This is a genomic window from Clavibacter quasicaliforniensis, assembly GCF_051201715.1.
GTDB lineage: Bacteria > Actinomycetota > Actinomycetes > Actinomycetales > Microbacteriaceae > Clavibacter > Clavibacter seminis.
Genome location: NZ_CP139624.1, coordinates 1,012,107 through 1,025,475 on the forward strand (window position 1 = coordinate 1,012,107; position 13,369 = coordinate 1,025,475).

The 13,369-nt window shown below is 73.3% G+C and carries 14 protein-coding genes; 9 read left to right on the forward strand and 5 right to left on the reverse strand.

Translation table 11 applies throughout. From position 1 onward, the window contains the following. Positions 1-87: 87 nt before the first annotated feature. Together NL142_RS04890 and NL142_RS04895 are read left to right on the forward strand one after the other, a co-directional pair. Positions 88-912 (forward strand): ribokinase, encoded by an 825-nt coding sequence (locus NL142_RS04890; RefSeq protein ID WP_435081188.1) that lies wholly within the window; start codon positions 88-90, stop codon positions 910-912. Positions 913-917: 5 nt separating this feature from the next. Next, positions 918-1,460: a DUF6301 family protein gene (locus tag NL142_RS04895; RefSeq protein WP_435081189.1), complete on the forward strand. Its 543-nt coding sequence runs from the start codon at positions 918-920 to the stop codon at positions 1,458-1,460. Here the strand turns inward: NL142_RS04895 and NL142_RS04900 are convergent. After that, entirely contained in the window at positions 1,432-1,953 is a 522-nt protein-coding gene (locus tag NL142_RS04900) for a helix-turn-helix transcriptional regulator (RefSeq protein WP_435081190.1), read from the reverse strand. The two genes, NL142_RS04895 and NL142_RS04900, sit on opposite strands and share 29 nt — an antisense overlap. A 230-nt stretch (positions 1,954-2,183) precedes the next feature. On the opposite strand from NL142_RS04900, the gene NL142_RS04905 reads away from it, so the two are divergent. From NL142_RS04905 to NL142_RS04930, 6 genes are all read left to right on the forward strand, one after another. Beyond that, complete coding sequence (locus NL142_RS04905) at positions 2,184-3,452, forward strand: extracellular solute-binding protein (RefSeq protein WP_435081191.1); 1,269 nt, start codon at positions 2,184-2,186, stop codon at positions 3,450-3,452. Between the two features lie 3 nt (positions 3,453-3,455). Beyond that, positions 3,456-4,397, forward strand: coding sequence for a carbohydrate ABC transporter permease (locus NL142_RS04910; protein ID WP_104293844.1), 942 nt, complete (start codon positions 3,456-3,458; stop codon positions 4,395-4,397). Positions 4,398-4,408: 11 nt separating this feature from the next. Beyond that, on the forward strand, positions 4,409-5,317 hold the full coding sequence (locus NL142_RS04915; protein WP_435081192.1) for a carbohydrate ABC transporter permease: 909 nt from the start codon (positions 4,409-4,411) through the stop codon (positions 5,315-5,317). Positions 5,318-5,349: 32 nt separating this feature from the next. After that, positions 5,350-7,215, forward strand: coding sequence for a glycoside hydrolase family 3 protein (locus NL142_RS04920; RefSeq protein ID WP_435081193.1), 1,866 nt, complete (start codon positions 5,350-5,352; stop codon positions 7,213-7,215). 97 nt (positions 7,216-7,312) lie between these two features. Continuing rightward, positions 7,313-8,452, forward strand: a complete 1,140-nt coding sequence (locus NL142_RS04925) for a LacI family DNA-binding transcriptional regulator (protein ID WP_435081194.1) — start codon at positions 7,313-7,315, stop codon at positions 8,450-8,452. A 47-nt stretch (positions 8,453-8,499) separates the two neighbouring features. Then, positions 8,500-8,802: a hypothetical protein gene (locus tag NL142_RS04930; RefSeq protein ID WP_435081195.1), complete on the forward strand. Its 303-nt coding sequence runs from the start codon at positions 8,500-8,502 to the stop codon at positions 8,800-8,802. On the opposite strand, the gene NL142_RS04935 is transcribed toward NL142_RS04930, so the two are convergent. Both NL142_RS04935 and NL142_RS04940 read right to left on the reverse strand, forming a co-directional pair. Next, the gene (locus NL142_RS04935) at positions 8,799-8,996 is read right to left on the reverse strand and encodes a hypothetical protein (protein ID WP_435081196.1); all 198 of its coding nucleotides are present in this window, start codon (positions 8,994-8,996) and stop codon (positions 8,799-8,801) included. The two genes, NL142_RS04930 and NL142_RS04935, sit on opposite strands and share 4 nt — an antisense overlap. 11 nt (positions 8,997-9,007) lie before the next feature. After that, positions 9,008-9,562 (reverse strand): MOSC domain-containing protein, encoded by a 555-nt coding sequence (locus NL142_RS04940; RefSeq protein ID WP_435081197.1) that lies wholly within the window; start codon positions 9,560-9,562, stop codon positions 9,008-9,010. Between the two features lie 135 nt (positions 9,563-9,697). Here NL142_RS04940 and NL142_RS04945 point away from each other — a divergent pair, with 135 nt between their 5' ends. Then, complete coding sequence (locus NL142_RS04945; RefSeq protein WP_435081198.1) at positions 9,698-10,387, forward strand: hypothetical protein; 690 nt, start codon at positions 9,698-9,700, stop codon at positions 10,385-10,387. A gap of 45 nt (positions 10,388-10,432) precedes the next feature. Here NL142_RS04945 and NL142_RS04950 read toward each other — a convergent pair whose 3' ends face one another. Together NL142_RS04950 and NL142_RS04955 are read right to left on the reverse strand one after the other, a co-directional pair. Further along, entirely contained in the window at positions 10,433-11,839 is a 1,407-nt protein-coding gene (locus tag NL142_RS04950) for an MFS transporter (protein ID WP_435081199.1), read from the reverse strand. A 105-nt stretch (positions 11,840-11,944) separates the two neighbouring features. Then, positions 11,945-13,360: an MFS transporter gene (locus NL142_RS04955; RefSeq protein WP_435081200.1), complete on the reverse strand. Its 1,416-nt coding sequence runs from the start codon at positions 13,358-13,360 to the stop codon at positions 11,945-11,947. Positions 13,361-13,369: the final 9 nt, after the last annotated feature.

Consider the following 13,369-nt stretch of genomic DNA (forward strand, 5'->3'; position numbering starts at 1 on the left):
CGTGCCGGGCGGGTGGATCCGCTCGGTACCCTGGCCGAGAGCGCCACCCGGGCGCGGCCGGCCACTCGCCGGGGGAGGCAGGTGCCCATGGGCCGCGTCGTGGTGCTCGGATCGCTCAACGTCGACCAGGTGGTGCGCGTGCAGCGGCACCCGCAGCCGGGGGAGACGCTCATCGGATCCGACCCCGAGCGGCTCTGGGGCGGCAAGGGCGCGAACCAGGCGGTCGCCGCGGCCGACGCCGGCGGCGAGGTCGCCATGGTGGGTGCCGTGGGCGACGACGCCGACGGATCCGCCTACCGTGCGCGCCTCGCCGACCGCGGCATCGACGTGTCCGGCCTCGTCACCGTGGATGGCGCCACGACGGGCCTCGCGATCATCGCGGTGGATGCCGACGGAGAGAACACGATCATCGTCGCGCCCGGCGCCAACGGGCGCGTGACGGACGCCCACCTCGAGCCGCTCGACGCGCTCGCCGCGGGCGACGTCCTGCTCGCCTCGCTCGAGCTGCCCCTCGACACGGTCGCCGCGGGCGTCCGCCGCGCGCACGCCGCCGGCGCCCGCGTCGTGCTGAACCTCGCGCCCTTCGCCGCGCTGCCCGCCGACGTGCTCGCGCTCGCGGATCCCGTGGTCGTCAACGAGCACGAGGCCGGGCTCCTCCGAGAATCGGGCACGCCCGCGCCCGCGTCGCTGCTCGTCACCCTCGGCGCCGAGGGCGCGATGTGGGGCGACGTCGAGGTCCCCGCGTCGAAGGTCTCCCGCGTCGTCGACACCACGGGCGCGGGCGACGCGTTCTGCGGCGCGCTGGCCTCCGCGCTCGCCGCGGGCGCCGACCGCGAGGGCGCCCTGGTCGTGGCCGCCGACGCGGCCGCGGTCGTCGTGCAGCGTCAGGGTGCGCAGCCGGCGGACGACTGATCCGCGTGGGCGACGCGGCATCGGATCCGCACGAGGCGACCGCGACGGTCGTCGCGTTCGTCCGTGCGATCGTCTCGCCGCCATGGCCGCGTGATGCGGCGGACGCGGAGCGGATGCTCGCCGCCCTCGGCGTGCATCCGACGGGCGAGGTCGACGCGCACGCCCCCGACTCGGACCTCCGCGCCCTGACCGGCGGACCCGACGCCGTCCACGATCTCTCCTACGGCACCCATGCGGGCGAGGTGGCGAGCGTGGGCTTCCACCTGGCGCGGCACGGTGGCCCGCGGGATCCGCTCGTCCGGCGCGACCACGACGTCCTCGTCGCGGCCCTCGGCGCCGTGTTCGGTCCCTCCCGCCCGGTGTTCGACGATCAGCCCAGTCCCGTGCGGTGGCACGTCGGCGAGTTGGATGTGAGCGTCCAGATCCTCGACCGCGTCGACAGCAGCGTGATGGTAGGGGTGGATCATCGCGAGCGGTCCGCGCGCGCCGAGGCCGCGACCGACGACGGATCGCCGGGCATCAGCTCGGGCGCCGCCGACCCCGCCTGACGGCCTGCTCGTCGAGCGTCCGGTCCCGCGACAGCGGGTAGGCCCTGTCGAGCCGCGGACCCACGACCACCCGCAGGATGAACCGCGAGAGCAGCGCGCCGCCGGCCCAGTACGCCCCGATGAGGAGCGCCGCGACGCCGGGCAGCACGTGCGTGGCGATGCCGGCCACCACGAGCAGCGTCCAGACGATCCCGACCCCGGAGTAGAGGGACCGGTAGCCGTCGACCGTCGCGTCGCGCCTCTCCTGCTGCCGCTCCGCGCGGTCGTCGAGCGCGGACACCGTCCGGCCGAAGTCGCCGTCGTCGACGGTCGCGAAGAGGTCCCGCACGGGCACCTCCAGCGCCTTCGCGACGAGCGACAGCGTCTCGAGGCTCGCGTCGTTCCCCGCCTCCAGGCGCTGCACCGTGCGCACCGTGATCCCGCTGGCCTCGGCCAGCCTGTCCTGCGTCCAACCCCGCTCGCGGCGGAGGTCCGCCACCCGTGTCTCGTTCATGGGGCCAGCCTGGCGGCCGGATTCTGCGCGCACCACGACGCGGACCCGACAGGTGCCCGACTCCCGGCCGACAGCGCCGCGACAGCCGCCCGAGAGCGTGGGGCAGCCGCCGCCGGATCCCGCGCTTGCCCCCTGCACGGGGTCCATGAGATGCTCGACGCGCTGCGCTTCTTATGCGCATAAGTAACTCACCGGCTCGCGACGCGGGCGCTTCGTTCAAGGAGGAACACGTGAAGACATCCATGCGTCTCGGCGCGGTCGCGACCGTGCTGGCGGCCACCGTCGCGCTGACCGGCTGCGGCAGGTCCGCCGATGAGGGATCCGGTCCCGCGTCCGCGACCACGCTCGGCTCCGAGCCCGCGAAGGGCAAGGTGACCATGTGGGCCATGGGCGCGGAGGGCGAGGCCCTGCCCGCGTTCCTGAAGACCTTCGAGGACGCCAACCCGGACGTCGAGGTCGACGTCACGGCGATCCCGTGGGACGCCGCCCACAACAAGTTCCAGACCGCGATCGCGGGCGGCACCACCCCCGACATCGCGATGATGGGCACCACCTGGATGGCCGACTTCGCCGACGCGCTCACCACCGTGCCGACCGACGTCGACGCGAGCGACTCCTTCCCCGGCTCCCTCGCCACGAACTCCGTCGAGGACCGCGCCGCGGGCATCCCCTGGTACGTCGACACCCGCGTCCTCTACTACCGCACCGACCTCGCGGCGAAGGCCGGCTGGACGAAGGCGCCCACCACCTGGGACGAGCTCAAGCAGATGGCGTCCGACATGCAGTCGAAGGCCGGCGCCGCGCACGGCATCCGCCTCCCCGCCGGCAACGACGCGTTCCAGGGCACGCTCTGGATGCCGTGGTCGAACGGCGCCGAGATCGCCGACGGCGCGAAGTGGACCCTCGACACCCCCGAGATGCGGGAGGCCTACGAGTACTACGGCAGCTTCTTCGCCGACGGCATCGCCGACCCCGACGTCGACGTCTCGTCCGGCGCGCAGGAGGCCTCGTTCGTCGACGGATCCACGCCCATGCTCATCGAGGGCCCCTTCGAGATCGGCCAGCTGAAGGCCGTCGGTGGCACGGACTTCGCCTCGAAGTTCACCACCGCGGTGCTGCCGGCGAAGGAGACCTCGGCGTCGTTCAGCGGCGGCGCGAACCTCGTCGTCTTCGACCAGGCGAAGAACCAGGACGCCGCGTGGAAGCTCGCCCGCTGGCTCGGCCAGCCGGAGACGCAGGCGGCCTGGTACGCCGCGACGGGCGACCTGCCCGCGTCGCAGTCCGCGTGGCAGGACCCCGCGCTCCAGGCCGACCCCACCCTCGCCGCGTTCGGCGAGCAGCTGAAGACCGCGAAGTCCGTGCCCGTGAGCACGAACTGGGTCAAGGTCGGATCCGCCGCGGACTCGGCGCTCGAGCAGATCCGCCGCGGCACCTCATCGGTGCCCGACGCGCTCGCCAAGCTGCAGTCGGACGCCGACTCCATCGGCTCGGCGGAGTAGCCGTTGGCCATCACCGCCACGCGTGCGGCCGGGACCCGTCCCGGCCGCACGCGGTCCCCGCTCGTCGCCCGGCAGCGCCGCCGCCAGGCGATCGTCGCCTGGGGCTTCTGCCTCCCGTTCGTCGCCGTCTTCGCGGTCTTCATGCTCGTGCCGCTGGTCAGCTCGTTCGCCATGTCGTTCACGGACTTCCGCGCGACCGACATCCGCTCCCCGTTCGCGGTCGACTTCACGGGCCTCGACCAGTACGCGAAGCTCTTCACCGACGCCACGTTCCTCCGCTCCATCGGCGTCACGGCCTTCTTCGTGGTCGTCGGGATCCCGGTCACGATGGTCATCGCGCTCGCGCTGGCCCTCGCGCTCAACTCCGGCCGCGGCCGCATCGTGTCGTTCTTCCGCGTCGGCTTCTACGCGCCCGTCGTGACGAGCATCGTCGCGGTCTCGGTCGTGTGGCGCTACATCCTGCTGCCGGACGGCCTGCTCAACTCGGCGCTCGCGCTGGTGGGGATCACCGGCCCCAACTGGCTGAGCGACACCACGTGGGCGCTGCCCTCGCTCGTCGTGATGGCGGTGTGGCGCAACGTCGGCACGCTCATGATCATCTTCCTGGCAGGCCTGCAGGCCGTGCCCGAGGAGGTGCAGGAGGCGGCCGTCATGGACGGCGCGAGCCCCTGGCGCCGGCTGATCTCGGTCACGCTGCCGCTGCTGCGCCCGACCCTGCTGCTCGGATCCGTGCTCATCTCGGTCGGCTTCCTGCAGTTCTTCGAGGAGGCGTTCGTGATGACCCGCGGCGGCCCCCTCGACTCCACGCTGTCCGTCGCGTACTACACGTACCGGCAGTTCGGCTTCGGCGAGTACGGCCTCGCCTCCGCGGCGAGCTACGTCCTCTTCCTCGCCATCGCCCTGCTCAGCCTGCTGCAGTTCCGGCTGCTGCGGTCGAAGGACTGAAAGGCACGCGCATGACCACCACCGCATCCGCCCCCGCCGCGACGGCCGCCGTCGCCGCGCACGCCGCGACCGGCGCCCCGCCGCGTCGACGCCGCACCGACCGCGGCCGCCGCGCCCGCGCGATCGTCTACGTCGTGCTCGCCGCCGTGCTCTGCGTCTGGCTCCTGCCGTTCATCTGGATGGCGCTCGGCTCCGTGAAGACGCAGGGCGAGATCCTGCAGCGGCCGCCGACGTGGTGGCCACAGGATCCCGTCGCGGACAACTTCGCGCAGTGGTTCGGGCCGCTCGACTTCGGCACGTTCTTCTCCAACAGCCTCGTCGTGGCGCTCGTCACCGTGCTCGGCAACCTCGTGTTCTGCTCGATGGTCGGCTACGCGCTCGCGAAGATGGAGTTCCCGGGCAAGCGCATCCTGTTCCTCACCGTGATGGTGACGCTGATGGTGCCGGGCGTCGTCACCTTCGTGCCGCTGTTCGTCATGGTCTCGGGGCTCGGCCTCGTGAACACGTACGCGGCGCTGATCCTCCCGTTCATCACGGCGCCCATCGGGGTGTTCCTGATGCGGCAGTTCATGCTCGGGATCCCCGAGGCGCTCATCGAGGCCGCGCGGCTCGACGGCGCGGGGGAGTTCCGCATCTTCTCCCGCATCGTGATGCCGCTGTGCGGGCCGCCGCTGGCGACGCTCGGCATCCTCACGTTCCTCGCGTCGTGGAACAACTTCCTCTGGCCGCTCGTCGCGGCGCAGACCGAGGGCATGTACACGCTGCCGATCGCCCTGTCGCTGTACTCGACCGGGCAGAACGCGACCGACTACGGCCTGCTGCTCGCGGGATCCGTGCTCGTGATCGCACCGATCCTCGCCCTGTTCGTGTTCCTGCAGCGCTACTTCATCCAGGGCGTCGCGACCGCCGGCCTCAAGTGACCACCTCCCGCCTCCGACCCCTGGAGACCCCCATGCCCCGCGCCCCGCGCCCCTTCCTCACCGCCCCCGACGGCACCCGGTTCCGCGACCTCGACGGCGACGGGGTGATGGCGCCCTACGAGGATCCGCGGCTGACCCCCGAGGAGCGCACCGCCGACCTCGTCGGGCGACTCAGCCTCGCCGAGAAGGCCGGCCTGATGTTCCAGACCGTGATCGAGGTCGGCGCCGACGGAGAGCTGAAGGAGGAGCCGGGCGCGATCTCGAAGTCGGGCACGACCGAGGTCGTGGTCGGCAAGGCCATGAACCACTTCAACGTGCACGAGATCCGCACGGCCCGGCAGGCCGCGCGCTGGAGCAACCGGCTGCAGGAGCTGGCGGAGTCGACGCCGCACGGGATCCCCGTGACGGTCAGCACGGATCCGCGCCACGCCTTCGTCGAGAACGCGGGCGTCGCCTTCTCGGCCGGCCCCTTCTCGCAGTGGCCGGAGGCGCTCGGCCTGGCGGCGCTCGACGACGTGGACGCGATCCGCGCGTTCGCCGACGCCGCCCGGCAGGAGTACGTGGCCGTCGGGATCCGCGCGGCGCTGCACCCGCAGATCGACCTCGCCACCGAGCCGCGCTGGGGACGCCAGGCGCAGACGCTCGGGCACGACGCCGACCGAGTGGCCGAGTTCACGGCTGCGTACCTCCGGGGGTTCCAGGGCGACGAGCTCGGATCCACCAGCGTCGCCTGCACCACCAAGCACTTCCCGGGCGGCGGCCCGCAGAAGGACGGCGAGGACGCGCACTTCCCGTACGGCCGCGAGCAGGTGTACCCGGGCGGCATGTTCGAGTATCATCTCGCGCCCTTCCGCGAGGCGATCGCGCGCGGCACCGCCGCGATGATGCCGTACTACGGGATGCCCGAGGGCCTCGTGCGCGACGGCGAGGAGATCGAGCCGGTGGGCTTCGGCTTCAACCGGCAGGTGATCACCGGGCTGCTGCGCGAGGAGCTCGGCTACGACGGCGTCGTGGTCACCGACTGGGAGCTCGTCAACGACAACCACGTCGGCGACCAGGTGCTGCCCGCGCGCGCGTGGGGCGTGGAGGAGCTGACGCCGCACGAGCGGATGGAGCGGATCATCCAGGCCGGCTGCGACCAGTTCGGCGGCGAGGAGTGCGTCGACGTGCTGCTGGACCTCGTGGCCGACGGTCGGGTCACCGAGGCGCGCATCGACGAGTCGGTGCGGCGCCTCCTGCTCGTGAAGTTCCGGCTCGGGCTCTTCGACGACCCCTACGTCGACGAGGACGAGGCGGAGCGCGTCGTCGGCCGCGCGGACCTCCGCGAGCTCGGCTTCCGCGCGCAGGCCGCCTCGGTCACCGTGCTCGAGAACCGGGAGCGCGGCGGCCGGCCGACGCTGCCGCTGCTGCCGGTCGACGGACCCCGGCTGCGCGTGCACGTCGAGGGCATGCGGCCGGAGTCGCTCGGCGGCTGGGCGGATCCGGCCGACGGGCCCGACGACGCCGACCTCGCGATCGTGCGGCTCGGCGCCCCCTTCGAGCCGCGCTCGGACCTCTTCCTCGAGGCGTGGTTCCACCAGGGGTCGCTCGAATTCCCGCCCGGGCTCGTGCACCGGCTGCGGCGGATCGCCGACCGCTGCCCGCTCGTCGTGGTCGTCAACCTCGACCGGCCGGCCATCATGACGCCGCTCGTGCCGTTCGCCGCGGCGCTCGCGGTCGACTACGGCAGCTCGGACGCGGCCGTGCTCGCGGCGCTCACGGGACGGATCGCGCCGGAGGGGCGGCTGCCGGTGGAGATCCCGCGCTCGATGGATGCGGTGCGGGCCTCGCGCACGGACGTGCCGTCGGACACCGAGGACCCGGTGTACCCGCTGCACCACGGTCTCCGGATCCGCTGACCGCGCCCGTGACCGCGCCCGTGCCCGCCTCGGGCGGCGCCGGGGCGCGGTCGTCCGCGCCCGTCTCGCTACGCTCTCCAGGAGAGAGGACGGTCGCATGAGCCCCCGGCGCCCCACGGTCTACGACGTCGCAGAACGCGCGAAGGTGTCCATCGCGACCGTGTCGTTCGCGTTCAGCCGACCCGACCAGATCAGCGCTGCCACGCGCGAGCGCGTGCTCGAGACGGCGCGCGAGCTCGGCTACATGCCGAGCGCGTCGGCCCGTGGCCTGGCGCGCGGTCGCACGGGCGCGCTGGGGCTGCACTCGTTCGACCTCCTCATCGACCGGCCGCTGCAGCGCGAGCCCGCGGAGCCGGCCGCATCCGCCGAGGCCGCAGCCGTCGCGACGCCGTACGCGCCCGGCCGCACCTTCATCCCCTGGGACGACGCGGGCGAGATCGCGGCGGATCCGCGCGCGTTCCCGCTCTACGTCGACGAGGTGCGCCGCGGCTTCGAGCTCGAGTGCCGCGCCCACGACCGGCCCGTGATGCTCAGCCGCGGCAGCGACACCGCCACCGCCGTCGCCGAGTCGGCCGGCCGCGTCGACGGCCTCGCGATCTTCCCGGGCCCGTCGGCCGCCGCGTCGCTGAAGCGGGTCTCGCTCGCCATGCCGATCGTGCTCTTCAGCTACCCGCCGGCGGACGACGGGCACCATCGCGTCACGTCCGACAACGCCGGGGGAGCGCGCGAGCTCGTGCGGCACCTCGTGGTCGAGCACGGGATCACCGACCTCGGGTTCGTGGGCGCCACGAGCGTCGGCGACTACCGGGAGCGCTTCCAGGGGTACCGCGAGGCGCTCGCGGAGCTCGGGGTCGCGGCCTCCGACGAGGTGCTCGACGACACGGTGCTCGGCGAGGGATCCGGCTTCGGCGGCGTCATCGCGGCGCTCCGGGCGGGTCGGCTGCCGCGCGCGCTCGTGTGCGCGAGCGACCAGCTGGCGCTCGCGCTCGTCGACCTGCTGCGCGCGGAGGGCGTCGACGTGCCGGGCGACGTCGTGGTCACGGGCTTCGACGGGATCCTCGCGGGGCTCCTCGCGACGCCGCGGCTCACCACGGTTCGGCAGCCCATGGAGGCGATGGGGCGCGCGGCGGCGCGCATCCTCATCGACACGACGACGAGCACGCAGCCGGCGGATCCCGTGACGCTGCGGCTCGGCACGAAGCTCGTGGTGCGCGAGAGCTGCGGCTGCCGGGGCTGAGACCGACGCGCATCGGGACCCGCTCGTGGCCGTGGCAGGCTGGGCGCATGCCCCCGCGTCCCCGCCTGAGCTTCCGCGAGCAGGCGGAGGAAGCGCTCGCCGGCTTCGCGTGCATCGTCACGTACCTCCTGTTCCAGGTGGCGCACCGCACCGAGGTGCGCACGGAGGGCGACCGGATCCTGGTCGTGGGGTGCACGATCGGAGCCGCCGGGACGGGCGCCGTGCTTCTCGCCCTCGTCGTCCGCGGGGCGATCCGGCGGCGTCGCGCACGCGTCGCTGCGCGCGACGGCGACACGGAATCGGCGGACGCGCCGCAGGCCGCCGACCCCGCTGAGGGAGCGGGCTCCTAGCGGCGCAGACCCCGGCGGCGCGCGATCTCCACACCGAGCGCCACGAGCAGGATCGCGGCACCGGCCGCGGCGAACGCCCACGCGATCTCGATGCCCGCCGGCTCCTCGCCCGCGATGCCGCCCATCACGGCGCCCAGCGCCACCGCGACGACGAGCGCGCCGAATCCCGCCAGGGTCGCCGCGAGGATCCGCATGTCCGCGACCATCAGACGGGCTGCAGCGCGAGCTGCTCGCCCGCGGGGAGCTCCACGCGGACGGCGTCGTCGGGGCGGACCTCGCCGCCGGTGACCACGACGCCCATCACGCCGGACTTCCGCACGACGTTCCCGTCGGCGTCGCGGTCGAGCACCGCCTTCATGGCGCCCGTGCCGAGCTTGTCGATCTGGATGCAGGGGTTCCGCAGGCCGGTCAGCTCGACCACGGCCTCCTCGCCGAGGTGCAGGCGCGTGCCCGTGGGCAGGTCGAGGAGCGGGACGCCCGCGGTCGTGACGTTCTCGCCGAGGTCGCCCGGCCCGACCCTGTAGCCCTTCTCCGCCAGCTCGTCGTGCAGCTCGGCGTGGACGAGGTGCACCTGGCGGAGGTTCGGCGCGTCCGGGTCGCGGCGCTTGCGCGACAGGTGCTGGACGGTGGTCCCGAGGTGCGCGTCGCCCTCGACGCCGAGGCCGGCGAGGAGCGTGATCGACGGGCGGACGGGCTTGGAGAAGCGGTGGGCGTCGTCGCGCGCGACCGCGAGGACCCGGGGCGAAGCGGACGGCTGCATGCCAGCGACGATAGCGGCGCGGCCCCCGCCGGGCCAGCCCTCGGCCGGGACGGGGGCGCGGGGTCCCGCTCGCCCGGTCGGCCCGCTAGGTTCGGGGCATCGAGGGCGATGGGGGATGCGATGCGCGCGACGGCCATGAGCGGATCACGACGGACGACGCTCGTGGCGGGCCTCGCCTCCGCGGGCGCGCTGCTGCTGCAACCCGCGCTGCTGGGCGGCTTCCGGATCCAGCCGACGCCCGACATGTCGTCGACCATCGAGCTGCGGGGTCCCGTCGTCGACGTCCTCGGCGTCGTGCTCACGGTGGTCGCCGCCGTGGTGCTCTGCCGCGGCGTGCGCGGGGAGCCGGGGCTCCTCCGGCCATCGCGCGTCGCCGGGGTCGCGGTGCTCGTGCATGCGGCCGTCGTCGTGGGGATCGCGGCGGCGCAGGCGGCGATGCGGCCCTTCGCCGAGGCGGCCTCCCTCGACGAGCTCCGGTCGACCGGCCTCATCACGCTGACGACGGCGCTCGACCTCGTCCGGGCCGCGGCCCTCGTGGTGCTCGCGGTGGTCGTGCTGCGCGGACGGCTGCTCGAGCCGCTCGCCCGCGTCGCGCTCGCGGTCATGGCGGCGGCCACGGGGGCGTACGCGGTGCTCGGCCCGATCGCCGGGCTCCTGCTGGGCGCGGGCGGAGCCGCGTACCTGCTGATCCCGGTGGCCCCGCTGCTCATCGTGCTGCCGACCGTGGCGCTCGTGGCGTCGGCCGCATTCGCGCTCGGGCTCGTGATCCACGGCCGGTCCGCCGCGATGCGCGAACGGGCGGAGGCGATCCGCCGGGCCTGGTGAGCCCGCCGGTCCGCCGCCGCCCGCACGGGGTGAGGCCGCCCGGGATCAGGCCGCGTCGGCTCCGACCGCAGCGCGCGCCGCGCCGTGCTCGCGCAGCACGAGGAGCGCCACGAGCGAGATCGCGGAGGCGACGCTGAGGTAGACGCCGACGAGCATCACGCCGCCGCCGCCGATGTCCCAGAGCCACGTCGCGATGAACGGCGCGACGGCGCCGCCGATGATGCCCGCGAGGCTGAACGCGAGGGACGCGCCCGTGTAGCGGACGTCGGGGGCGAACATGCCGGGCAGCAGGGATCCGACGGCGCCGTACCCGATGCCGATGAGCGCGAAGCCGAGGATCACGAACATGAGCGTGCCGGGCAGGCCCGCGGAGAGCAGGGGATCCATCAGCAGGCCGAAGACGACCATGCCGGCGGCGCTCACGGCCACGATGGGACGCGCGCCGCGACGCTGGGCGAGCGCGCCCGAGACCACGATGGTGATCGCGAAGAACACGACGCCGACGAGGAGCATGAGCAGGAAGTCGGTGCGGGCGTAGCCGAGGCCGGCGTGGAACGAGGCCGCGTCGAAGGGCTTGCCCGCTGCGCTGGCGGCGGCCTGCGCGGCCTCCGCGGTGCGGGGCGACGTGCCGTAGGTGACCGTGAACGTGGTCATGAGGTAGAAGAGCGTGAAGATGGCGAGGAGGGCGAGCGCCCCGAGGATCAGGCCCCGCCAGCCGGTGCGGATGGTGCGGCCGAGCGGCAGCCGCGACGTCTCGCCGCGGTCGAGGACCGCCTGGAACTCCGGAGCCTCCACGAGCTTCACGCGCACGTAGAGGCCCACGAGCACGAGCACGGCGCTGGCGAGGAACGGCACGCGCCAACCCCACGACTGCAGGTCGGCGGGGGAGAGCGTGAGCGAGAGCACCAGGAACAGGCCGGTCGAGAGGAAGAAGCCGATGGGCGCGCCGAGCTGCGGGAACGTGCCGTAGATGGCGCGCTTGCCCGCGGGTGCGTTCTCGGTCGCGAGCAGCGCCGCGCCGCCCCACTCGCCGCCGAGTCCGAGGCCCTGGATGAAGCGGAGCACGGCGAGGGCGGCGGGTGCCGCGATCTCCCAGCCCGGCGTGAGGCCGCTCGGCAGGGATCCGATGAGCACGGTCGCGATGCCCATCGTGAGCAGCGACGCGACGAGCGTGCGCGTGCGGCCGAACCGGTCGCCGAAGTGGCCGAAGAGCACGGATCCGATGGGCCGGGCGAAGAACGCGACGCCGAACACGGCCAGCGACTGGAGCTGCGCAACCGCGGGATCCGAGTTCGCGAAGAACAGCGCGGGGAACACCAGCACGGCGGCGGTCGCGTACACGTAGAAGTCGAAGAACTCGATCGACGTGCCGATGAGGCTGGCGACCAGGACGCGCGAGCGCGGGTTGGCCGGGGCGGCGACGGGCGGGGAGGTGGCGGGGGCAGCGGTCATGGCGGTGGCTTCCGACTTCAGGGACGGGGAGACGCCACGGATCGTGGCCCGCCGACGGTACCGGCGCTCCCCGCCCCTCCGGGCCGGCCGTTCACATGACGCGTGTCAACTGACGTTCCCCGCGTAGTCCGCGTCGCGCGTCTCGCGGCTGATGATGAGCGCCACCAGCGTGATCGCGGCCATGGCGCTCAGGTACACGCCGACCAGCAGCACGTTCCCGTCGAGCAGCTGCCAGAGCGCCACCGCGATGAAGGGAGCCACCGCGGCGCCGAGGATGCTCGCGACGTTGTAGCTGATCGCGGATCCCGTGTAGCGCACGTTCGTCGGGAACAGCTCGGGCAGCACCGCGCCCATCGGCCCGAACGTGAGGCCCATGAGCGTGAAGCCGATGATGAGGAGCGCCATCGTGCCCGCGAAGCCGCCCGAGAACAGCGGGACGAAGAGCAGGCCGAACACGAGGATCCCGACGGTCGTCGCGATGAGCATCTTGCGGCGGCCGTACCTCTCCGCGAGCGGTCCCGAGACCATCGTGAAGATGCCGAAGAACACGACGCCCACGATGAGCATGATGAGGAAGTCGTTGCGCGCGTAGCCGAGTCCGGCGGCGAACGTGTCCGGGTTGAAGGTCTTGCCGGCCTTCGTCGCGGCGGCCTCTGCCGTGGCGGCGTCGCGCGCGGTGGTGCCGTAGGTGAGCGTGAACGTGGTCATCAGGTAGAAGAGCGTGTAGGTCGCCAGCATGATGAAGGTGCCGAGGATCAGCGGGCGCCAGCTCGTGACGAACACGCGTGCGACGGGCAGCTTCGCGACCTCGCCGGAGTCGACGACCTTCTGGAACGCGGGCGTCTCGATGAGCTTCAGGCGCACGTAGAGGCCCACGATCACGAGCACGGCGCTCGCGAGGAACGGCACGCGCCAGCCCCACGCCTGGAACTGCTCGGGGGTGAGGCCGAGGCTCAGCGCGAGGAAGACGCCGTTGGCGACGATGAAGCCGATGGGCGCGCCGAGCTGCGGGAACGTGCCGTAGATGGCGCGCTTGCCGACCGGCGCGTTCTCGGTCGCGAGGAGGGCGGCGCCGCTCCACTCGCCGCCGAGGCCGAGGCCCTGGCCGAAGCGCATGATCACGAGGAGCGCGGGGGCCGCGACCTCCCAGCCGGGCGTGAGCGCCGTGGGGAGGCAGCCGATCAGCACGGTCGCGATGCCCATGGTGAGCAGCGACGCGACGAGCGTGCCCTTGCGGCCGACGCGGTCGCCGAAGTGGCCGAAGAGGATGGATCCGATGGGCCGCGCGATGAACGCGACGCCGAACACGGCGAAGGACGCGAGCTGCGCGACGGTCGGGTCGTCGTTCGCGAAGAAGAGCGCGGGGAAGACGAGCACCGCCGCGGTCGCGTAGACGTAGAAGTCGTAGAACTCGATCGACGTGCCGATGAGGCTCGCGATGATGACGCGCGAGCGCGAGTTGCCGGCGGGCGGTGTGGCGGTGGACGGGGCGGCGGTGCGGGCCGCGGGGGTCGTGGACATGCGTGGAGA